General features: G+C 71.3%; 17 protein-coding genes. 11 read left to right on the forward strand and 6 right to left on the reverse strand.

What is annotated here, in order from left to right:
* Window positions 1-92 precede the first annotated feature (92 nt).
* Window positions 93-3,416 (forward strand): bifunctional lysylphosphatidylglycerol synthetase/lysine--tRNA ligase LysX, encoded by a 3,324-nt coding sequence (gene lysX / locus AB0N03_RS48660; protein ID WP_364387727.1) that lies wholly within the window; start codon window positions 93-95, stop codon window positions 3,414-3,416.
* Between the two features lie 64 nt (window positions 3,417-3,480).
* Window positions 3,481-4,053, forward strand: a complete 573-nt coding sequence (locus tag AB0N03_RS48665) for a hypothetical protein (RefSeq protein ID WP_364387697.1) — start codon at window positions 3,481-3,483, stop codon at window positions 4,051-4,053.
* On the opposite strand, the gene AB0N03_RS48670 is transcribed toward AB0N03_RS48665, so the two are convergent.
* Entirely contained in the window at window positions 4,016-4,462 is a 447-nt protein-coding gene (locus tag AB0N03_RS48670; protein ID WP_364387699.1) for a MarR family transcriptional regulator, read from the reverse strand. The genes AB0N03_RS48665 and AB0N03_RS48670 overlap by 38 nt on opposite strands.
* 159 nt (window positions 4,463-4,621) lie before the next feature.
* Between AB0N03_RS48670 and AB0N03_RS48675 the strand changes: the two genes are divergently transcribed.
* Complete coding sequence (locus AB0N03_RS48675; RefSeq protein ID WP_364387729.1) at window positions 4,622-5,212, forward strand: DinB family protein; 591 nt, start codon at window positions 4,622-4,624, stop codon at window positions 5,210-5,212.
* A 114-nt stretch (window positions 5,213-5,326) separates the two neighbouring features.
* Here AB0N03_RS48675 and AB0N03_RS48680 read toward each other — a convergent pair whose 3' ends face one another.
* Window positions 5,327-5,860, reverse strand: a complete 534-nt coding sequence (locus AB0N03_RS48680) for a methylated-DNA--[protein]-cysteine S-methyltransferase (protein ID WP_364387701.1) — start codon at window positions 5,858-5,860, stop codon at window positions 5,327-5,329.
* A gap of 91 nt (window positions 5,861-5,951) precedes the next feature.
* Between AB0N03_RS48680 and AB0N03_RS48685 the strand changes: the two genes are divergently transcribed.
* Both AB0N03_RS48685 and AB0N03_RS48690 read left to right on the forward strand, forming a co-directional pair.
* Entirely contained in the window at window positions 5,952-7,295 is a 1,344-nt protein-coding gene (locus tag AB0N03_RS48685) for a S8 family serine peptidase (RefSeq protein ID WP_364387703.1), read from the forward strand.
* Window positions 7,296-7,303: 8 nt separating this feature from the next.
* Window positions 7,304-7,918, forward strand: a complete 615-nt coding sequence (locus tag AB0N03_RS48690) for a VOC family protein (RefSeq protein WP_364387705.1) — start codon at window positions 7,304-7,306, stop codon at window positions 7,916-7,918.
* 57 nt (window positions 7,919-7,975) lie between these two features.
* On the opposite strand, the gene AB0N03_RS48695 is transcribed toward AB0N03_RS48690, so the two are convergent.
* Window positions 7,976-9,697 carry an NAD+ synthase gene (locus AB0N03_RS48695; RefSeq protein WP_364387707.1) on the reverse strand — a complete coding sequence of 574 codons (1,722 nt, stop codon included), beginning with the start codon at window positions 9,695-9,697 and terminating at the stop codon, window positions 7,976-7,978.
* Window positions 9,698-9,819: 122 nt separating this feature from the next.
* Between AB0N03_RS48695 and AB0N03_RS48700 the strand changes: the two genes are divergently transcribed.
* Complete coding sequence (locus tag AB0N03_RS48700; RefSeq protein WP_364387709.1) at window positions 9,820-10,383, forward strand: hypothetical protein; 564 nt, start codon at window positions 9,820-9,822, stop codon at window positions 10,381-10,383.
* A gap of 2 nt (window positions 10,384-10,385) precedes the next feature.
* Here the strand turns inward: AB0N03_RS48700 and AB0N03_RS48705 are convergent, their stop codons facing one another.
* Window positions 10,386-10,937 (reverse strand): DUF5565 family protein, encoded by a 552-nt coding sequence (locus AB0N03_RS48705; protein ID WP_364387711.1) that lies wholly within the window; start codon window positions 10,935-10,937, stop codon window positions 10,386-10,388.
* Window positions 10,938-11,011: 74 nt separating this feature from the next.
* Window positions 11,012-13,351 (reverse strand): accessory Sec system translocase SecA2, encoded by a 2,340-nt coding sequence (gene secA2 / locus AB0N03_RS48710; RefSeq protein WP_364387713.1) that lies wholly within the window; start codon window positions 13,349-13,351, stop codon window positions 11,012-11,014.
* Window positions 13,352-13,506: 155 nt separating this feature from the next.
* On the opposite strand from secA2, the gene AB0N03_RS48715 reads away from it, so the two are divergent.
* Window positions 13,507-15,069 carry an alpha/beta hydrolase gene (locus AB0N03_RS48715; RefSeq protein WP_364387715.1) on the forward strand — a complete coding sequence of 521 codons (1,563 nt, stop codon included), beginning with the start codon at window positions 13,507-13,509 and terminating at the stop codon, window positions 15,067-15,069.
* The gene (locus AB0N03_RS48720; protein WP_364387717.1) at window positions 15,054-16,532 is read left to right on the forward strand and encodes an alpha/beta hydrolase; all 1,479 of its coding nucleotides are present in this window, start codon (window positions 15,054-15,056) and stop codon (window positions 16,530-16,532) included. Before AB0N03_RS48715 ends, AB0N03_RS48720 begins: the two co-directional genes overlap by 16 nt.
* Here AB0N03_RS48720 and AB0N03_RS48725 read toward each other — a convergent pair.
* A complete protein-coding gene (locus AB0N03_RS48725; protein ID WP_364387719.1) occupies window positions 16,529-17,191 on the reverse strand; it encodes an LppX_LprAFG lipoprotein in 663 nt (220 codons plus the stop codon). The genes AB0N03_RS48720 and AB0N03_RS48725 overlap by 4 nt on opposite strands.
* Window positions 17,192-17,289: 98 nt before the next feature.
* Between AB0N03_RS48725 and AB0N03_RS48730 the strand changes: the two genes are divergently transcribed.
* The 3 genes from AB0N03_RS48730 (at window position 17,290) to AB0N03_RS48740 (ending at window position 21,673) form a co-directional block, all read left to right on the forward strand.
* Window positions 17,290-18,570, forward strand: coding sequence for an MFS transporter (locus AB0N03_RS48730; RefSeq protein ID WP_364387721.1), 1,281 nt, complete (start codon window positions 17,290-17,292; stop codon window positions 18,568-18,570).
* 197 nt (window positions 18,571-18,767) lie between these two features.
* A complete protein-coding gene (glnA, locus tag AB0N03_RS48735; protein WP_364387723.1) occupies window positions 18,768-20,111 on the forward strand; it encodes a type I glutamate--ammonia ligase in 1,344 nt (447 codons plus the stop codon).
* Window positions 20,111-21,673, forward strand: coding sequence for an amidase (locus AB0N03_RS48740; protein WP_364387725.1), 1,563 nt, complete (start codon window positions 20,111-20,113; stop codon window positions 21,671-21,673). Before glnA ends, AB0N03_RS48740 begins: the two co-directional genes overlap by 1 nt.
* The last annotated feature ends 411 nt before the right edge of the window (window positions 21,674-22,084 follow it).

The raw sequence follows: 22,084 nt of genomic DNA on the forward strand, positions 1-22,084 counted from the left end.
AGGTTGATGCCGGGGGACAACCAACCTGTGTTCACTCACGTCAAGAAGAGGGCATGACGACCGATCGGCCGCGAAAGGCGACGAAAGCAACGATGGGAACCCTCGCGAGCACGCGGCCCCGCCTCCCCGCCTGGAAGGCGAGAGCGGGCGGCCTCGTCGCCACCGTGGTCCAGCTGGCCGCGGTCTTCTCGGTGCTCCTCCTGTTCACGAACGGCCCGCACGGGCACCTGCTCAACGGCATCGACATGGCCTTCTCGAGCCTGAGCGTGCCGACCAGCGCCAGCCTGGTGATGGTGCTGCTGCTGGTGGTGCTGGGCGCCGCGCTGCGCCGCCGCAAGAGGGCCGCGCTGTACACGCTCGTGCTGTTCCAGGTCATCGGGCTGGTGCTCACCCTGGCCCTGCAGGCGACGCTGCTGTGGTCGCCCGAGCTGCTCTCGCTGGGGTCGAAGCAGGTCCGGCACATCCCCGTCCAGCTGTGGGCCCTCACCGCGGCCGACGTGCTGTCGGTCGCCCTGATCGTCTTCCTGCTCGCGCTGCGCCGGGCGTTCCCCGCCCGGCTCGCGCCGAGCGCGTGGCGCGACGGGCTGGCCATGCTCTTCGGCGGGCTGGCCGCGGTCGTCCTGGTCGGCTGGGGACTGGCGGAAGCGTTTCCCGCCCAGCTCGGCGACTCGTGGGAGCGCTTCGCCTGGGTCGTCAACCACGCCACCGGTGAGAACCTGCAGCTGCGCCGGATCGGCGTCGGCGAGGGGCCGGCGTGGCTGGACGTGCTCATCGACCTGAGCGCCACCGCCGTCGCCACCGCCGCGCTGTACATGCTCTTCCGCGGCGTACGCAGCCGTCGTCTCCGCACGGACGAAGAAGAGCTTCGCGTGCGCCGGCTGCTCGCCGAGCACGGCGAAGACGACTCCCTCGGCTACTTCGCCACCCGGCGCGACAAGAGCGTCGTCTTCTCGCCGAACGGCCGCGCGGCGGTGACCTACCGCGTCCTCGGCGGCACCAGCGTCGCCAGCGCCGACCCGATCGGCGACCCCGAGGCGTGGCCGGACGCCGTCCGCGCGTGGCTCGACGAGACGCGCACGTACGGCTGGACGCCGGGCGTGCTCGGGGCGAGCGAGCGCGGCGCGAAGGCGTACACCGGCGCCGGCCTGCGTGCCCTGGAAATCGGCGACGAAGCGGTGCTCGACATCCGCGAGTTCAGCCTCGCCGGGCCGGAGCGGCGCTCGGTGCGCCAGGCCGTCAAGCGCATCGAACGCGCCGGCTACACCTCGCGCGTGCGCCGCCACGGCGAAATCCCCGAAGACGAGATGGCCGAGCTGCTCGCCCGCGCGCAGGCCTGGCGCGGCGCCGAGACCGAACGCGGCTTTTCGATGGCCCTGGGCCGGCTCGGCGACCCGAGTGACGGCCGCAGTGTGATGGTCGAGGCCTACGACGCCCACGGCGAGCTGCGCGGGCTGCTGTCGTTCGTCCCGTGGGGACGGCGAGGGCTCTCCTTGGACCTCATGCGCCGCGATCGCGACGCCGAGAACGGCCTCAACGAGTACCTGATCGCCGAGGTCGTTGCGGCCGGGCAGCACCTGGGCGCGCAGCGGATCTCGCTCAACTTCGCGATGTTCCGCGCGGTGTTCTCCGAGGGCGAGCGGATCGGCGCGGGCCCGGTGCTGCGGGCGTGGCGCGGGATCCTCAGCCTCGCCTCGCGCTTCTTCCAGCTGGAGTCGCTGTACCGCTCCAACGCCAAGTACGGGCCGGACTGGGAGCCGCGGTTCCTCTGCTACTCCTCGGCGCGGCGGCTCCCGCGCGTCGGCATCGTCGCGGGCGCGCTCGAAGGGTTCGTCCCGACCGGACGGTCGCGGGCGCTGCGGCTGGAGACGGTCAGCGACGACTTCGTCGCGCGCGTCCGGGAAATCGAGGAGTCCGCTGCGGTCCCGGCGGCGAAACCGGCGCGGCGGCCGGAGCAGGTCCGCGTCCGCATGGCCAAGCTCGCCAAGCTGCGCGAGGCGGGGATCGACCCGTACCCGGTCGGGTTCCGCCGGGACGACCACATCGGCGACGTCGTGAAGAAGTTCGGCGGCCTGCAGCCCGCCAGCGCCACCGGCCACCGCGTCCGGATCGCCGGGCGCGTGCTGGCGATGCGCACGCTCGGCGGGCTGTGCTTCGCGCGCGTCAAGGACTTCAGCGGCGAGATCCAGCTGATGCTGGAGGCCGGCGAGCTCGACCTCACGGGCTGGCGGACCGGCGTCGACCTCGGCGACCACGTCGGCGTCAGCGGCCACGTCGTGACGTCGAAGCGGGGCGAGCTCTCGGTGCTCGTCGACGAGTGGACGGTCACCGCGAAGTGCCTGCACCCGTTGCCGGACAAGCGGAAGGGCCTCACCGACCCCGAGACGCGGGTGCGGCAGCGCTACCTCGACCTCGCGGTCAACCCGGATTCGACGAACATGCTCCGCCTCCGGTCCACGGTGGTCCGCGCGGTACGCGACCGGCTGCACCACGCCGACTACCTCGAGGTCGAGACCCCGATGCTGCAGACGGTCCACGGCGGCGCGAACGCCCGGCCGTTCGTCACGCACATCAACGCCTACGACATGCGGATGTACCTGCGGATCGCGCCCGAGCTGTACCTGAAGCGGCTGTGCGTCGCCGGCGTCGAGCGCGTCTTCGAGCTGAACCGGAACTTCCGCAACGAAGGCGTCGACGCGACGCACAACCCCGAGTTCACGATGCTCGAGGCGTACCAGGCGTACGCGGACTACGACACGATGCGGACGCTGACGCGCGAGCTCGTCCAGCACGCGGCCGAAGCGGCGTACGGCGCCCAGGTCGTGCGCAGGCCCGGCGCGGACGGCAAGCTCGTCGACCACGACATCTCCGGCGACTGGCCGGTGATCACCGTGCACGACGCCGTTTCGGCGGCCTTGGGGGAGCAGATCGACTCGGGGACGCCGGTGCACGACCTGCGCCGGCTGTGCCTGGCCGCGGGCGTGCCGGTGGGGGAGGACCCGAGCCACGGCGACCTCGTGCTCAAGGCGTTCGAGCACCTCGTCGAGGGCGCGACCGAGCTGCCGACCTTCTACACGGACTACCCGACCGACGTCTCGCCGCTCACCCGTCAGCACCGCGAGGACCCGCGGCTGGCCGAGCGCTGGGACCTCATCGCGTTCGGTTCCGAGGTCGGTACCGCCTACACCGAGCTGACCGACCCGATCGAGCAGCGTCGGCGGCTGGAGGCGCAGTCGCTGCGCGCGGCCAGCGGCGACGTCGAGGCGATGGAGCTGGACGACGACTTTTTGCTGGCCCTGGAGCACGGCATGCCGCCGACCGGCGGGCTCGGCCTGGGCGTCGATCGGCTGCTGATGATGCTCACCGGGGCCTCCATCCGCCAGACGGTCCTGTTTCCTTTCGTCCGGCCGCAGGCATAACGACTCGGTCGATCTGATCACGGTGGTGCGGCCGAGGTGGCCCGGGTCGCTTAATGTGTGCCACGTGCGCACGGCTCGGATCGCCTCGGCCCTCCTGATGGGACTGGCCGTCCTCGCGTATTCGGGATGGCTCCTGGAGTTCTTCCTGCCCACCGGCGTCTCGCCGGTCCACGACCCGGTCGAAGCGCTGCTGACCGGCCCGCCGGTGTTCCGCGTCCTCCTGGCCGTCTCAGGGGTCGCGTTCGCGCTCGCCGGGCCCCCGCTGCACCGGCTCGGCCCGGTCCAGTGGACGGCGCGGCTCAGCTCGATCTCGGTGAGCGTGTTCGGCTTGCTCGCGCTGCTGCAGGTCGCCTACCCGGAGCAGAGCGGCGTGCTCTCGTCGCTGGCGACCGTCGTGCTCGCGGTCGGGGTCGTGAGCCTGATCCTGTGGTGGCCGCCGGGCTGGCGCGCGCTCGCCGTCACCGGGCTCGTGGTCGTGCTGGTCACCTGGGGCGCCCTCCTGCTCGCGCGGCAGCTGGACACCGCCGAAGGCGTGGTCAGCCGGGTTCAGCAGGTCGTGCGCGCCGTCCTGTACGGCGTGGGCGGGGCGTACGCCTTCATCAAGCCCGCGCCCCGACATGCGCCTCGAGGCGGCTGAGCAGCTCCAGCAGCGTCTTGCGCTCGAGCGGGTCGAGCACGCTGAACGTCTCGTCGGCGTGCCCGTGCTGGATCTCTTCGATCTCCTCGAGCCGGGCGCGGCCGGCGTCGGTGACGGCCAGCAGGCTCGCGCGCCGGTCGGTCGGGTCCGGTTCGCGCCGCAGCAGGCCGTCCCGCTCCAGCGCGTCGACCGCTGACGTGATCGCCCGGCCGGTCACGCCCAGGCGGCGCTTGACCTCGCCCATCCGCGGCCGGTCGCCGAGCAGGTCGACCATCAGCAGCAGCTGGACCTGGGCCGTCGGCCAGCCGCGCTTGGCGTAGGGCGCGCCCGCGTACCGGCGCAGGACGTGCGTGATGCGCCGCAGCGCGTCGGCCAGCTCCGCGCCGGTGGGGATGTTCTCGGTTGACACCTCGGCGACTCTACCCGCAAAGTATATAGACGAAATTAATACTGAATACTTTGCAACGGACTCTGGCGATCGCGGTGGCGCTGTTGTGGGCCGTTTGTGCCGGAAATGTCGGTGGTCGATGGCACGATTCCGGGGACGAACGCGAAGGAGCTGATCTCGATGGCGGGAAACGTGCCCCCGGTGGCCGACGAGCGTGACGGGCTGCTGCGGTTCTTGGAGCAGCAGCGGCACGTGCTGAAGATCGCGGCCCACGGCCTGACGGACGAGCAGGCGCGGCTCACGCCGACGAAGAGCGCACTGTCGGTGGGCGGGCTGGTCAAGCACGTGGCGACGACGGAGGACGGCTGGCTAGACATCATCCTGCAGCTCCCGCAGAAGCCGTTCGACGAAGCGATGGCGGACTACCGGACGGGGTACCGCCTGGGTCCTTCGGAAACCTTGGCCGGCGTACTCACCCGTTACGACGAGGTGGCGGCCCGCACGGCGGCGGTGATCGCGGGGATCGAGGACCTCGGCCAGGCGGTCCCGGTGCCGAAGGGCGTGCCGTGGTACCCGCAGGACATCGAGGCGTGGTCGGTCCGCTGGGTGCTGCTGCACCTGATCGAGGAGACGGCCCGCCACGCGGGCCACGCGGACATCATCCGCGAGCACGTCGACGGCGGCACGGCGATCCCCCTGATGGCGGCGGCCGAAGGCTGGCCGGAGACCCCGTGGGTCAACCCCTGGAAAGCAGAAACCCAACCCGCCTGACCGAGCCGACCCTCCAGGTACGCGAGCCGACCGCCTGGGTACGCGAGCCGACCCTCCAGGCACGCGTGTCGACCCCGCAATCACGCGTGTCGGCTTCCCGATCACGCGAGCCGGTCAGAACAACGTCGGCTCGTCGGCCAGCGAGCCCTCGATCACGAGCATCCGGCGCTTCGTCGCGACCCCTCCGCGCGCCGAAAACCCGCCGTCCTTGCCGCCCGCCGCCGTGACCCGGTGACACGGCACCACGATCGGGAACGGGTTGTTCCCCATGGCCTGCCCGACCGCCTGCGCCGACCCGGGCAGGCCCAGCCGGTGCGCGATGTCGCCGTAGGTCAGGGTCTTGCCCGGCGGGATGGCTCGCGCGATCTCGTACGCGCGGCGGTTGAACTCCGGCACGTCGGAGAGGTCCAGCCGGACCGACGTCAGGTCCTCACGCGCGCCGCCCAGCAGCGCCACGATCCCGGCGACCGCCGCTCGCACCGGCGCCGGCGGCGGTCCCTCGACGGCGTCCGGGAACCGGCCGGCCAGCCGGGCGCGCACCCCGGCGGCACCACCGTCGGGCAGCGACGTCCCGATCAGGACGTCGTCCCGCCACGCCAGCCCGCACGGCCCGATCGCCGTGTCGAACACCGTGAACCCCGTTGTCATGCGATCAGCCTACGACCGAAGAGGGGTACCGCGGACGCGCTGGATCGCTAGGTTCGGTTTGGGTGGTTTGCCGAGTTCGAGGAGGCCGTCGGTGCGACGCGCGATACTGGTGGCAGCGGTCCTGCTCGGCCTCACCGCAACCCCCGCGACCGCAACAGCGGACCCGCTGGTCATGCCGCACGTCGTGGTCGCCCACCACACGGGCTGGGCGGAGCACGTGATCAGGAAGGCCGGCGGCACGATCGTCGCGAGCTACCCCCAGATCGGCGTCGTCGTGGCGTACACGGCGAAGGACGACTTCGCCGCGGAGGTCCGGAAAACGCCGGGCATCGACGCCGTCGGCGCGACGCGCACCGCGAAGATCCCGAAGGAGTTCTTCGCGCCCCGCAAGGACGTCCGCTACACCGGACCGAACTCGCCGAACTCCGGCCAGGTGCCGCCCGAGGGAACCGCGTGGGACGTCGCGGCGCTGCGCCTGCCCGAAGCGCACCAGGTCACCGAAGGCAGCAAGCGCACCGTCGTCGGCGTGCTGGACGTCGGCGTCGACGACACCCACCCGGACCTGAAACCGGCCTTCGACGCCAAGGACTCGGTGTCCTGCCTCGCCGGCTGGGCGGACCGCGGCCCCGGCGCCTGGCGGCCGACGCTCGACGGCCACGGCACGCACGTCGCGGGCACGATCGCCGCGGCCCGCAACGGAACCGGCGTCCTCGGCGTCGCGCCCGGGACCCGCATCGCCGCCGTGAAACTCGCCGAACTGGACGACACCGAGACGGCTGAAAGCATGGTCTGCGGGTTCGTCTGGGCCGCCGAGCACGGCTTCGCGGTCACCAACAACAGCTACCGCTCGATCCCGTGGCGCTACAACTGCGACGACCAGCCGGACCAGGCCGCGGCCAAGCTCGCCGTCGGCCGCGCGGTCGCCTACGCCCAGCGCCGGAACGTCCTCGTCGTCGCGTCCGCGGGCAACGCCGGCATCGACCTCGACGCGCGCTCGGTCGGCACCGAGAGCCCGGCCGACAGCACCCCGGTGGAACGCCGGATCGACCCGACGTGCACCCGGCTGCCGCACGAGCTGCCCGGCGTCGTCGGCACCGGTGCGCTCGACGAAAAATCGCTGAAGGCGAGCTTCTCCAACTACTCCGCGTCCCGGATCAGCGTCGCGGCACCCGGCGCGCGCGTCTGGTCGACCTGGCCGGACGGCGAATACCGCTCGGCGAGCGGGACGTCGATGGCCGCGCCCCACACGAGCGGGGTCGCCGCGCTGATCGCGAGCGAGCACCCGCGCTGGAGCGCCGAGCGGATCAAGCGCGCCCTCTACGAGACGGCGTCGCCGCTCCCGTGTCCCGACACGGTCTGCCGGGAGACGAAGATCGGGACGACCTACTACGGCCACGGAATGGTCGATGCGGCGAGCGCCGTCGGCGCGGGATGATGTCGCCCGTGCTCGATCACCTCGTCTACGCCGGCCCCGACCTCGCCGAGGCCGTCGCCCGCGTCACCGCGCTCACCGGAGTCATGCCCGCGCCCGGCGGCAGCCACGTCGGCCTCGGCACCGCCAACCACCTCGCCGACCTCGGCGCCGGCATGTACCTGGAGGTCATCGGCCCGGACCCGGCCCAACCGGCGCCCGAAACGCCCCGGCCGTTCGGCATCGACGACCTGACCGAGCCGGCGCTGGTCGCGTGGGCGGTCCGCACGACCGACCTCGACACGACGATCGCCGACGCCCGCGCGCACGGCTTCGACCCGGGCGACGCGCGGGAGATGTCCCGCGAAACCGCCGACGGCGAGGTCCTGCGCTGGCGCCTGACCCCGCCGAGCGCCCCGGGCACGCTCCACCCGTTCCTCATCGACTGGGGCGGCACGCCGCACCCGACCACGCGCGGCCTGCCGTCGATCCCGCTCCTGATGGTCACCGGCACCCACCCGGACCCGGACTCGGTCCTCGCCGTCACCGACGCCCTCGGCCTCGAACTCCTGGTCCGCCGCGCACCGAAAGCCGGCCTGTCCGCCGCGCTGAGGACGCCGGAGGGCCGCCAGGTCGCGCTCAACTAAAGCCGTGAAGGCCACCTTCAGGAACTTCAAGTTCCTGAAGGTGGCCTTCACGAAAAGTCAGGCCTTGCCCTCGCGCCACAGGTTGGTCATCGGCAGCCGCCGGTCACGGCCGAACGCCTTGAACGTGATCTTCGTGCCCGGCGGGTACTGGCGCCGCTTGTACTCGGCCTTGTCGACCATCCGCACCACGCGGTCGATCGTCTCCGGCTCGAACCCCGCGGACACCAGGTCCGCGTAGCCGCGGTCGCCCTCGACGTAGTCGTCGAGGATGTCGTCGAGCAGCGCGTAGTCCGGCAGCGAGTCCGCGTCGACCTGGCCCGGCCGCAGCTCGGCCGACGGCGGCTTCGAGATCGAGTTCTCCGGGATCGGCGGGGTCTCGCCGCGCTTCAGGGCCTCGGCGTTGCGCCACCGCGCGAGCTGCCAGACGTGCGTCTTGAAGACGTCCTTGATCGGCGCGAACGCACCGACCGCGTCGCCGTAGATCGTGGAGTACCCGACGGCCAGCTCGGTCTTGTTGCCGGTGGCCAGCACCAGGTGACCGTCCAGGTTGGACAGTGCCATGAGGAGCATGCCCCGCGTCCGCGCCTGGATGTTCTCTTCCGCCAGGCCCGTCAAGGAAAGCTGCTCGACGTACACGCGGACCATGTCCTCGACCGGCTCGACGCGGTAGTGCGCGCCGAGCCGCCGCGCGAGGTCCTCGGCGTCGTCCTTCGAGTGCCCCGACGAGTACTTCGACGGCATCGAGACGCCGTAGACGTTGTCGCCGCCCAGCGCGTCCGCGGCCAGCGACGCGCAGACGGCGGAGTCGATGCCGCCGGAGAACCCGAACGTCACCGACGAGAACCCGTTCTTGTGCACGTAGTCCCGCAGCCCGACGACCAGCGCCGACCACACCTCGGCCTCGTCCGACAGCGGCTCGCTGATCACCGCCTCGGCGGTCGGCTCGTAGGAGGGCAGCGGGTCCGAACTCAGCACGCGCCGGTGGACGTGCAGGCCTTCGAGCTCGCCGTCGCCGGCGTGTCCGCCCGCGGTGAGGTCCATGTCCAGCACGAGCAGGTGCTCGACGAACTGCGGCGCGCGAGCCAGCACCGTGCCGTCCGCGGCGACGACGAGCGAGTCGCCGTCGAAGACGAGGTCGTCCTGGCCGCCGATCTGGTTGGTGTAGACCAGCGGCGCGCCCGCTTCGGCGGCGCGGCGCGCGATGAGCGGCAGCCGCTGCTCGTCCTTCGACCGCTCGTACGGCGACGCGTTCGGCGCCACCACGAGGTCGACGCCGGCGCGGCCCAGCGCCGAGATCGGCCCGCCGTCCTGCCAGATGTCCTCGCAGACGACCATGCCGATGTCGAGCCCGTGGAACCGGACGACGTCGAGCTCGGTGCCCGGCTTGAACCAGCGGTGCTCGTCGAACACGCCGTAGTTGGGGAGGTGGTGCTTGAACTGCCGCGCGACGACCTCGCCGCGGTAGAGCGCCGCCGCCGCGTCGCGCGGGCCGACCTCGTCGAGGTCGAGGTAGCCGACGTAGGTCAGCACTTCGCCGCAGCCCGCTTCGTCGAGGCGGCGCGCCAGCGACTCCACGCCCTGCCGGGAGGCGGCGGCGAAGGTCTTGCGCAGCGAAAGGTCCTCGACGGGGTAGCCGGTCAGGGACATTTCGGGGAAGACGACCACGTGGGCGCCGGCTTCGGCGGCCCGGCGCGTCCAGGCGACGTGCAGTTCGGCGTTGCCGTCGAGGTCACCGACGGTGGGGTTGACCTGGGCGAGCGCGATGCGCAGTTGCGGCATACCGCCATTCTGGCTCACGGCCACCCACCCAGCCGAGCGAATGTGGGCGAAATGCCACGGCCGGTTCGCGGCCGCGAGTAGGTTGCCGCTGACCGGACCAACCGGACAGGGGGAAGACCGCGATGACGTACCCGCCGCAGCAACCGGGCCGGTATCCGCAGCACCAGCAGCAGTACCCGGGCTACCCGCCGCCGGGGTACCCCCAGCCCGGCTACCCGCAGTTCGGCGGTCAGCCGCCGAAGAAGGGCAACGGCCTGCTCATCGGCCTGATCGCCGGCGGGCTCGCGTTCCTGCTCGTGGTCGTCTTCGTGATCACCGGCTTCTTCGCGCCGGGTTTCCTCGTCTCGGACGAGCGGCCGGACGGCCCCGCCGGGAACAGCCCGCCGCTGGACCTGAACTCGGGCAGCGTCGCGGCCGGCAAGTTCATCCTCGCCGTCCTGGGCGACGACGAGGCCGACGCGCGCGAAGCGGCCTGCCCGTCCGCCGAGGGCGTCATCGCCGACGCCGCGAAGACGCTCGGCAGCCGCAACGCGCACCTCACGGCGGGTTCGCCGATCCAGGCCGCCGCCAACGAGATCCGCGTGCCTCTGAGCGGCACGATCGGCAGCAAGTCGGTGCACGGCGAGCTGCGGGTGCTGCGCATCCAGGAGACCTACTGCATCTCCGAGATCACGATGCCGTCCTGACGCTAGGTCGACGCGACCGCGTCCCGGTGCTTGAGCTTCGCCATCCGCCCGTCGCGGTGGTGCCAGACGACGCCCTCGAACTCCGGGTGCGCGAGCAGCCACGCCATCAGCCCGTCGAAGTCGCGCGGGACGCCGGCGAACTCCTGCGCGGTCGCGTGCGGAACCAGCCGGTGCGCGCCGAGCTTCTCCGGATCGCCGTTGACCTTCGGCCCGCACAGTTCGTAGGTGCCGGGCGCCGCACCGAGAAGCCGCTCTAGCGCCTCCTCGAAGAACTTCGCGAACGCCGACTGCCCGACCGGCTCCCAGCCGACCGTCTTCCCCGTCTCCGGGTCGGTCTGCACGGCCTCGAACCCGGCCGGCGCGGTCTTACCCGCCTTGACCTCGCGCCGGGCCCACCAGGTCCCGGACTCGTCGAGCCGGACGCACGTGCCGTCGTACTTGCGGGTGGGCACACCCTCGCCGTCGAGCACCCACTGGCACGCGGGGTGCACTTCGCGGGTGACACGCCGGAGGTCTTCGGGGTCTCGCCGGAACAGAGTCGGGATCTTGCGCATGCCCCGATTCTTCCGGCCAGGGCAAACGAGAAAACCCCGCCCGGGCTAACCGGACGGGGGTTTCCCGGAAAAAGCTACTTCCGCTTGATCATGCTCCGGACCTTCTTGATGGTCTGCTCGAAGTCCGAGTCGAACGGGTTGTCGTGCACCAGGTAGGTCCACGTCGTGTTCGCCCGCCGCACGCCGGCCTCGCCGAGGTCGATGCCCTCGTCGGTCAGCTCGGCCTCTTCGAGCGTCTTCGCCGCGCGCGAATCCGCCTCGGCGATGATCTTGTGGAACTCCGGGATCGCCGCGCGGTGGAACTCGTCCAGCGGCGTCTCCCGTGCCAGCGCCCGGAGGTGGATGCTCTCGCGGACGTCGGTCAGGAACGCCAGGTGGTCGGACCAGAGCTGGTCGACGTGGAACAGCAGCACCTCGCGGCACATCTGCTCCAGCTTGTCCTGGTCGTCCAGCTTCTCCTTCAGCTCGCCGAACTTCTCCGGGTGCGCCTTCTCCAGCTGCTCCGCCGCGTACGCGGTGCGAAGCACCTTGTCGCGGTGCACCAGCAGGTCACGGCGCTGCCGCTCGATCAGCCGCGTGTAGCGCCACGTGTTGCGGTGGATCTCCAGGTCGACGCCCTCGGCGACGCGCTGGGCGTGGTTGAGCTGCCGCAGCGCCGCGTTGTCGGTGATCTCGCCGGTCTCTTCGTCGTCGACGATGCCCTCGGGCACGTCCGGCGCGTTCGACAGCACGAGCTCGTCGTTGAGGCTGGCGAAGAAGATCGCGCTGCCCGGGTCGCCCTGGCGGCCGGAGCGGCCGCGCAGCTGGCCGTCGAGCCGGCTCGACGGGTACCGCGCGGTGCCGATGACGTGCAGGCCGCCCAGCTCGACGACCTCTTCGCGCGACGCGCCGTCGGTGCCGCCCAGCCGGATGTCGGTACCGCGGCCGGCCATCTGCGTGGACACGGTGACCGAGCCCTTCTTGCCGGCCTCGGCGATGATCGCGGCCTCTTCGGCGTCGTTGCGCGCGTTGAGCACGACGCACTCGAGGTCGACCTTCGCGAGCTTCTCGGCCAGCTCTTCGGACTCGGCGACGTCCTGGGTGCCGACGAGGATCGGCCGCCCGGTCTCGTGGACCGTGCGGATCTCCTCCTCGATCGCCCGCAGCTTCTGCGACGGCGACGCGAAGACCCGGTCTTCCTGGTCCTCGCGGATGTTCGGGGTGTTCGGCGGGATGACCGCGACCTCGAGCTCGTAGAACTCCCGCAGCTGCTCGGCGACGGCGACCGCGGTCCCGGTCATGCCGGCGACCTCGGGGTAGCGCGCGAGCAGCGCCTGGACGGTGATCGAGTCCAGGATCTCGCCGCGGTCGGTCGCGGTGACCTGCTCCTTCGCCTCGACGGCGGCCTGCAGGCCGTCCGGCCATCGCTGCAGCTCGGCGACGCGGCCGCGGGCGGCGTTGATGAGCTGGACCTTGCCGTCGCGGACCAGGTAGTCGACGTCGCGGGTGAGCAGCGCGTGCGCGTGCAGCGCGACGTTCACCGCGGGGAGCCGGTCCGAAGCCGTCTCGCCGTAGAGGTCGTCGACCTCCAGGCCGAGCGACTTCGCGACGACGGACGCGCCGGCGTCGGTCAGCCAGGCGTTGCGGCCTTCGCTGTCGGTCTCGTAGTGCAGGTTGAGCCGCAGCCGCCGGACGACCTTCGCGACCTCTTCGTCGGCGTCGGTGTGGTCGATCGAGCCGGCCATCACCAGCGGGACGCGGGCCTCGTCGACCAGCACCGAGTCCGCCTCGTCGACGATCGCGACCTCGGGGTCGGGCTGGACCAGGTCGTCGACGTTCGCGACCAGCCGGTCGCGCAGGACGTCGAAGCCGATCTCGGCGACGGCGCCGTACGTGACGTCCTTGGCGTAAGCCTCGCGACGCTCCTCGCGCGAGTGCGCGGGCTCGACCCACCCGACCGACACGCCGAGCAGGGCGTACACCGGGCCCATCCACTCGGCGTCGCGGCGGGCGAGGTAGTCGTTGACCGTGACGACGTGCGCGCGCTTTCCGCGGATCGCGTAGCCGGCGGCCGCCAGCGCACCGGCGAGCGTCTTGCCCTCACCGGTCTCCATCTGCACGACGTGCTTGCTGAGCAGGCCCATCGTGCCGAGGATCTGGACGTCGAACGCGCGCTCGCCGAGGGCCCGCCGGGCGGCCTCACGACCGAGCGCACACACCTCGACCAGGTGATTGTCGCCGAAAGCGGTGTCCTTGAGCTTCTCGCGGAGCTCGCCCGCCCGCTCGGTCAGCTCCTGGTCGGAGAGCTTCTCGAGCTCGGGTTCGAGCTTCTCGACCGCGGGCAGCAGTGCTTCGTAGCGGGTCAGCTCGACGCTGCCCGGCCGCTGGATGATCCGGCGGAGCTTCTTGCCCACCCGGCTGATCAGTGCTGCCACCCCTGGTCTCCCGTTCTCTCTCGCTCGACCGGCCTGCCCCACCCAACGTGGCGGTGGTGCGTTCGAGTTCCGCGGCCGGATGGGACGATCCAACCGTGTTCCCTCATCCCAGCGCCAGGTCCCGACGTCGCCGGATCACCGCAATTGCGACATCCGTGCTGTTCGCGGCCTCGCTGACCGCCTGCACGTCCACCGGCAAGCCCGCGCCGCCCACGCCGACGACCGAGTCGCACCCGCCGTCCGGGCCGGTGCCCGCCGGTCTGGAGCGGTTCTACGGCCAGAGCCTGACCTGGGCCGACTGCGCACCTTACGCGACGTCGGAAGACGCGAGGTCGGCGTTCCAGGCGAAGGACGTCCAGTGCGCCCGGCTGACCGTGCCCCTGGACTACGCCAAGCCGGCCGGCGACACCATCACGCTGGGCCTGCTCCGGCACAAGGCGACGGACGACGGCTCCCGGATCGGGTCGCTCGTGGTCAACCCCGGCGGCCCGGGCGCGTCGGGCATGGTCGCGGCCGCCGGCCTGGTCAAGCCGACGACGAGCACCGGCCTGGCCAAGCGCTTCGACCTGGTCGGCTTCGACCCGCGGGGGATCGGCGCCAGCCAGCCGGCCATCCACTGCCTGACCGACCAGGAGCGGGACACCGACCGCGCCGACGACAGCGAGACCGACGGCTCGCCGGCGGGCGTGCTGAAGCAGGAAGCCCAGGAGAAGGACTTCGCCGCGAAGTGCGCCCAGCGCACCGACGACGGCACCGGCATGCTGGCCAACGTCGGCACCCGGGACGTCGTGAAGGACCTGGACGTGCTCCGCTCGGTCCTCGGCGACGAAAAGCTCACCTACCTGGGCTACTCCTACGGCACACGGATCGGGTCGGCCTACGCCGAGGCGTTCCCGAAGAACGTCCGCGCGATGATCCTCGACGGCGCGGTCGACCCGGAGCAGGACGCGGTCGAGTCGCTGGTCGCCCAAGGCCAGGGCTTCGGGACGGCGTTCACGCAGTTCGCGAAGTCGTGCACCGCTCAGCAGGACTGCGCGCTCGGCCAGGACGCGAACACCGCGGTCAAGGCGTTCCAGGACCTCGTCCGGCCGCTGATCGACTTCCCGGTGGAGGTCGGCGACGGCCGCAAGCTCTCCTACGAGGACGCGACCACCGGCGTCATCCAGGCGCTCTACCAGGAGAGTCTCTGGGACACGCTCAACTCGGGCCTGAACGAGCTGAAGCAGCGGCGCGGCGTGACGCTGGAGAAGCTCGCGGACATCTACAACGAGCGCGACACCGACGGCAAGTACGGCACCACGCAGGACGCCTTCACCGCGATCCGCTGCGTCGACGACCCGCGCGTCACCGACCCGGCCGTCATCCTCAAGGCGCAGGAGGAGTACGTGCAGGTGGCGCCGTTCCTCGACGACGGCCGCCCGGCTTCGGCGGCCCGGGACGCCTGCGCGTTCTGGCCGGTGCCCAACACGTCGGAGCCGCACGTCCCGAGTGTCGAAGGCCTGGCGAAGACGCTGGTCATCTCGACGACGAACGACCCGGCGACGCCGTACCAGGCCGGCGTCAACCTCGCGAAGGGCCTGAAGGGCGCGCTGCTGACCTTCGAGGGCACGCAGCACACGGTGTTCCTGCAGGGCGTGAAGTGCGTGGACCAGGCGGGCACGGACTACCTCGTCGACGGCACGGTGCCGCCGGAGGGGACCCGGTGCACCGGGCAGTAGGCCTCGCCGCCCTCGCGGTGCTGCTGGCGGCGTGCACGGGTGCTCCGGCGCCCGTGCCGCCGCCGTCATCGTCGTCCCGCTCACCTGACCTGGGGAAGTTCACGACGCAGAAGCTCGCGTGGCGCCCGTGCGGTGAGTCCTTGGACTGCGCGCATCTGACTGTTCCGCTGGACTACGCCGCGCCGGACGGGCCCACGATCACCGTCGGCCTGCTGCGGCACAAGGCCACGAAACAGCGGATCGGCTCGCTGGTCGTGAACCCCGGCGGGCCCGGCGGCTCGGGCACGTCGACGGCCGCGGCGCTGGCCGAGACGGCCGCGGCGGCGCCGCTGCTCGAGCGCTTCGACCTGGTCGGCTTCGACCCGCGCGGCGTCGGCACGAGCGAGCCGCGGATCACCTGCCGCACCGATGCCGGGCAGGACGCCGATCGCGGGTCCGACGTCGAAAGCGATATGTCGCCCGAAGGGGTGAAGAAACAGCTCGCCGAGACGACCGCGTACGGCGTGAAGTGCGCCGAAGCGACGAAGTACGGCAAGACGCTCCTCGCGAACGTCGGCACGCGAGACGTCGTACGCGACCTCGACGTCCTTCGCGCCGCGCTCGGCGACGAGAAGCTGACCTACCTCGGCTATTCGTACGGGACGCAGATCGGCGCTGCCTACGCCGAGGCGTACCCGCGCAACGTCCGTGCGCTGCTGCTCGACGGCGCCGTCGATCCCGCGCAAGGCTTGGTGGATTCGCTGATCACGCAGGCGGCGGGCTTCCAGGACGCGCTGAACGAGTTCGGCAAGTGGTGCGCGTGCCCGTTCGCCGGCAGCACCCCGGCGTTCCAGCGGCTCGTGCGTCCGCTGAGCACGAAGCCCGTCCCGGCCGGGACCCGGACGCTGTCGTTCGAGGACGCGATCACGGGCACGTTCGCCGGGCTCTACTCACGCGGCGACTGGCCCGCCCTGAAAGCCGCACTCGCGCAGGTGGCCCAGGGCAACGGCCGCACGCTGCTGGCCTTCGCCGACGACTACTACCAGCGCGACCGCGACGGCAAGTACAGCGGCGCGATCGACGCGTACTTCGCCGTCCGCTGCGCCGACCACACCCGCGTCACCGACCGGCCCGCGATCGACCGCGCACACGAAAAGATGCTGGCCGGCGCGCCCTTCCTGGCCGGTGGCACGCCCGACACGAGCGAGCTGGACATCTGCTCGACCTGGCCGGTCCCGCCGACATCGGCCGAGCACGCCCCGCACCCCGCCGGGCTGCCGGCGACCCTGGTCGTTTCGACGACGCACGACCCGGCGACGCCCCATCAGCAGGGCATCGACCTGGCGAAGGACCTCGGCGGCGTCCTGCTGACCTACGAAGGCGTGCAGCACACGGTGTTCCTGCAGGGCGACGCCTGCGTCGACCGCGCGGGGATCGCCTACCTCGTCGACGGGACGCCGCCCACCGCCGGCACCCGCTGCTAGCCGAGGTCCACGGGCTCGTTCTGCCTGGTCAGCGACAGTTCGAACATGACCGGGCTGAGGTGGTCGCCGGCCGAGGGGACCTGCACCCAGAGCCGCGCGAACCGCCGGGGACCGTCCGCGGAAACCCACACCTTGACGATGATGTCGTCGTGGATCTGCGGCAGCACGCTGTGCGCGACGGCTTCGGGCACTCGCCCGCCGACGCGCAGGGCGGCGGCGCCGTCGACGTTCTCCTTGCCCTCGGTCTTCGCGTCGGTGACCCCGTCGAGCAGGCGTTTCAGCCCGGCGGACGGCCCGAGGAAGGTCGCCACCGCGTACGGCTCGGGGATCCGGCCGCGCGCGACGTCGGGGTCCGTGGTGACTGCGCCGTCCCGGACGGTGAAGCGGAACTTCGTGTGGTCTTCGCCGAACTGGACGTCGGCCGTGCCGGTCGCGGTCCCGCCGCCGTCGAGGGTCGCGTCGCCCTCGATGAGCCGGAGCGGGAAGCCCGGCAGCACGCCGTTGACACCGGCCGCGAAGTGCACGCTTCGCACCGAGGCGAACGACGCCGCGGCGTCGCGGACCAGCTCGGCGCCCGCCGGGAACGGCCCGCGCGTGTCCGGTGATCCGGTGCAGCCGGCCGCCAGCAGGAGCACGAGCAGAAGGGTGAAGCGGGACATGCCCAGAGCCTACTGAGCACGACGTCGTGGCCCGATTCTTGCGGACGATGTCCTTCAGGCCACTTTCGGCTCGTCACGCCCGCGATGACACTGCTGGGGTGACTGTCGAGACCCGCCCTGCCCCGAAGCTGCACCGCGCCTGGCTGATCGCCGGTGCCGCCTTCGTCGCGCTGCTCGCCTCCGCCGGCTTCCGGTCCGCGCCCGGCGTCCTCATCGACCCGCTGCACCAGGAGTTCGGCTGGTCCACGGCCACGATCAGCTCGGCCGTCTCGGTCAACCTCGTGCTCTACGGCCTCTTCGCGCCCTTCGCGGCCGCGTTGATGGAGCGGTTCGGCATCCGCCGCGTCTCGGCGACGGCGCTGTTCGTCATCGCCCTCGGCGCCGCAGGCACGGTCTTCATGAGCGCGAGCTGGCAGCTGGTCCTCTGCTGGGGCGTGCTGATCGGCGCGGGCACCGGCTCGATGGCGATGAGCTTCGCCGCGACCGTCGCGGCCCGGTGGTTCGTCCGCAGCCGCGGCGTCGTCACCGGCGTCCTGACCGCGGCGGGCGCCACCGGCCAGCTGATCTTCCTTCCGCTCATCGCGAACCTCGCCGTCGGTTCGGGCTGGCGCACGGCGTCGCTGGTGATCGCGATCGCCGCGCTGGCCGTCGTGCCGGTGGTCCTGCTGGTCATCCGCGACCACCCCGCCGACGTCGGCACCACGGCCTACGGCGCGCCCGCCGACGCCGAGGTCGCGCGCCCGGAGTCGAAGACCGGCTCGGCCCGCCGCGCGCTTTCGGTGCTGAGGACGGCCGCCCGGACCCGGACGTTCTGGCTGCTCGCGGTCGGCTTCGCGATCTGCGGCGCGACGACGAACGGCCTGGTCGGCACCCACTTCGTCCCGGCCGCGCACGACCACGGCATGCCGCAGACGACCGCCGCGGGCCTGCTCGCGCTCGTCGGCGTCTTCGACGTCGTCGGCACGATCTTCTCCGGCTGGCTCACCGACCGCGTCGACCCGCGGATCCTGCTCGGCGTCTACTACGCGCTTCGCGGCCTCTCGCTGGCCCTGCTGCCGCAGTTGTTCACGAACTCGGTGCAGCCGAGCATGTGGGCGTTCATCCTGTTCTACGGCCTCGACTGGGTGGCCACGGTCCCGCCGACGGTCGCCCTCTGCGTCCGCGCGTTCGGCGACGCCGGCCCGATCGTGTTCGGCTGGGTCTTCGCCTGCCACCAGCTCGGGGCCGCGTTCGCTGCGTCGGCCGCCGGCCTGGTCCGCGACCAGCTGGGGAACTACAACCTGGCCTGGTATTCGGCCGCGGTCCTGGCGGTGCTCGCGTCGGTCGCCTCGCTGGCCATCACGCGGGCGAAGAAGCCCGTTCCGGTGCTCGCGGCCTGACTTCGTCACCCTCGGTCTGCCGGCGGGGGTGCGGGGACGTCATGAACGAGTCGTTCATGACGTCGGGCGAGCTGAACGGGTCGTTCATGACCTTTCCGGCCGATTCGACCGCTCCGTACCGGTGCTCGCGGCCTGACTTAGTCACCCTCGGCGCGTCGCGAAACATCCCGTTAACACGCTGTCGTTAGGGTGCGGCCATGGATCGCCAGCAGGAATTCGTGCTCCGCACGCTCGAGGAGCGCGACATCCGTTTCGTCCGTCTCTGGTTCACCGATGTGCTGGGGTTCCTCAAGTCCGTCGCGGTCGCGCCCGCCGAGCTGGAGGGCGCGTTCACCGAGGGGATCGGGTTCGACGGTTCGGCCATCGAGGGCTTCGCGCGCGTCTACGAATCGGACATGGTCGCCAAACCGGACCCGGCCACCTTCCAGGTCCTGCCGTGGGAGACCCCGGACGGCGGCCCGTACTCGGCCCGCATGTTCTGCGACATCGCGATGCCGGACGGCTCGCCGTCGTGGGCCGACCCGCGGCACGTCCTGCGGCGCCAGCTGTCGAAGGCGGCTGAAGCGGGCTTCACCTGCTACGTGCACCCGGAAATCGAGTTCTTCCTGCTCGCGACCCTGCCGGACGACGGCAGCGAGCCGGAACCCGCGGACAACGGCGGCTACTTCGACCAGGCCAGCCACGCCACGGCGACGCACTTCCGCCGGCACGCCATCGAGACCCTCGAGGCGATGGGCATCTCGGTCGAGTTCAGCCACCACGAAGGGGCACCGGGCCAGCAGGAGATCGACCTCCGTTACGCCGATGCGCTGACGATGGCCGACAACGTGATGACGTTCCGCTACGTCGTCAAGGAGGTCGCGCTCACCCAGGGCGTGCGCGCGTCGTTCATGCCGAAGCCGTTCACGGACCAGCCCGGCTCCGGGATGCACACCCACATCAGCCTGTTCGAAGGCGACCGCAACGCCTTCTACGACGCCGAGGACCCGCACGAGCTGTCGGGGACCGGCAAGGCGTTCGTCGCCGGCCTGCTGCACCACGCCAAGGAGATCTCCGCGGTCACCAACCAGTGGGTGAACTCCTACAAACGCCTGATCAGCGGCAGCGAGGCGCCGACGACGGTCTCGTGGGGCCGCGCGAACCGCTCCGCGCTCGTCCGCGTCCCGATGTATTCACCCGGAAAGGCGTCATCCCGACGGGTGGAGATCCGTACCCTGGACTCGGCGTGCAACCCGTACCTGGCGTACTCGGTCATCCTGGCCGCCGGGCTCAAGGGGATCGAGAAGGGCTACGAGCTGCCGCCACCCGCCGAGGACAACATCTGGCAGCTGAGCGACTCCGAACGGCGCGCCGCCGGGTACGCGCAGCTGCCCCAGAACCTGGGAGAGGCGCTGGCCGAGATGGAGAAGTCCGAGCTCCTGCCGGAAGCGCTCGGCGAGCACGTCTACGACTTCTTCCTGCGGAACAAACGCGTGGAGTGGGACAACTACCGCAGCGCGGTCACCCCGTACGAACTCCGAACCCTCCTGCCGGTGCTCTGATGGGGCGGCGGCCGGTGTTCCTCGCGATCCTGGCCGCCGCACTCGTGCTCGTCCCCGCGGCGCCCGCGACGGCGTCTCCTGCTTCGCAGAAGTTCGACCTCGACGCGGCCGACATCCCGTCGCTGCAGGCGCGGATGGCGTCCGGCCGGCTCACCGCGGTGGGCCTGACCAGCACTTACCTCGAGCGGATCCACCGGATCGACGGCAAGGTCAACGCCGTCCTGGCGCTCAACCCTTCGGCGTTGGGCCAAGCTCGTGAGAGTGATGCCCGGCGGCGCGCGCACCACCTGCGCGGGCCGCTCGACGGCATCCCGGTGCTGGTCAAGGACAACGTCGACACGCGCGACCAGTGGACGACGGCGGGGTCACGGGCCCTGCGCAGCTACCCGGCGAAGGACGCGACGCTGATCACGCGGCTTCGCAACGCCGGAGCGGTCATCCTCGGCAAGGCGAACCTGTCGGAGTGGGCGAACTTCCGTGCCGCGAAGCCGACGTCCGGCTGGTCGGGCGTCGGTGGGCAGACGAACAACCCGTACGTGCTGGATCGCAACCCGTGCGGGTCGTCCGCCGGGTCCGCGGCCGGCGTCGCCGCGTCGCTGGCCCAGGTGGCGATCGGCAGCGAGACCGACGGCTCGATCGTCTGCCCCGCGGGGATGACGGCGACGGTCGGGCACAAACCGAGCCTCGGCCTGGTCAGCCGCACCGGAGTGGTGCCGATCTCCGCCGCGCAGGACACCGCCGGGCCGATCGCGCGCAACGTCGTCGACGTCGCCTTGACGCTGTCGGTCCTGCAGGGGCGGGACCCCTCGGACCCGGCGACTTCGCAGTACCCGAAGTCGCAGCCGACGGACTACGCGAAGCTGCTTCGGCCGGGCGTGCTGCGCGGCGCGCGGATCGGCCTGTGGCGGCTGCCGGTGCTCGGCCCGTCGACGGACGCGGTCATGACGTCCGCGCGGAACTCCCTGGTCCAGGCCGGTGCGACGGTCGTCGAGGTGACTCCGCCGTACCAGGCCCGGCTCGGTGAGCTGGAGTTCCCGGCGCTGCTCACGGAGTTCCACCGCGACATCGACGCGTACCTGGCGACCCGCCCCCGCGGCCCGCGGAACCTGGCCGAGCTGATCGCCTACAACCGATCGGATCCGCTCGAACAGACGTGCTTCGCCGGCCAGGAGCTGTTCGAGCAGGCACTCGCCGCGCCGCCGCCGACCGACCCGGGCTACCTCGCGGGCCGCGCCGAGCTGTCCGACCTCGCCCGCCGGTCCCTCGACGAGACCTTGGCGAAGTACCACCTCGACGCGATCGCGTCGCCGACGAACCCGCCCGCGTGGAAGACCGACTGCGCGGTGGGGGACAACGACGTCATCCCGTCGTCGACCCCGGCCGCCGTCGCCGGCTACCCGGACGTGACCGTGCCGGCGGGGTTTGCCGGACCGCTTCCGGTGGGTATCTCGTTCATGGGTGCCCGGTGGTCGGACGCCCGGATGCTCGCGCTCGCGGCCGACTTCTCGCGGGTGGTTCCGGCGCGGGTCCCGCCGAGGTATCTGGCGACGCTGCCGTCGTAGGGGCGTCGGACACGCTCTGACCTGCGGCAATGGCGTTAAGTGACCCCCCTGTTCGGGACCGGTTCCAGGGCATGTAATCTTCTCTTCGTCGCCAGGAACACCGGGTCGCCCCGGGGCCGCAAGCCCCGAAGATCCGGCCGGGCCGAGCGGGTTGACACCGCGAATCGGACCGGGTAATGTTCAGCGTCGGCCCACGAGCGGCCGCCGAATCCCTACGACTAACACCGTAGGCTGAGGCATGCTCGACCAAAAGTTTGTGAATATCGCTTGGAACAACTGCCGAGGATGTAGCCGCTGACAAGGCGGCGAGTCCAGAGTGTGTTGCTTGAGAACTCAACAGTGTGCTAGTGAACTAAGCCAGTAGAGCTTATATATAACCTCGTATGAGGTTCCTTTGAGAATGATTGAGTA

Source organism: Amycolatopsis sp. NPDC051061 (genome assembly GCF_040682935.1).
Lineage (GTDB): Bacteria > Actinomycetota > Actinomycetes > Mycobacteriales > Pseudonocardiaceae > Amycolatopsis.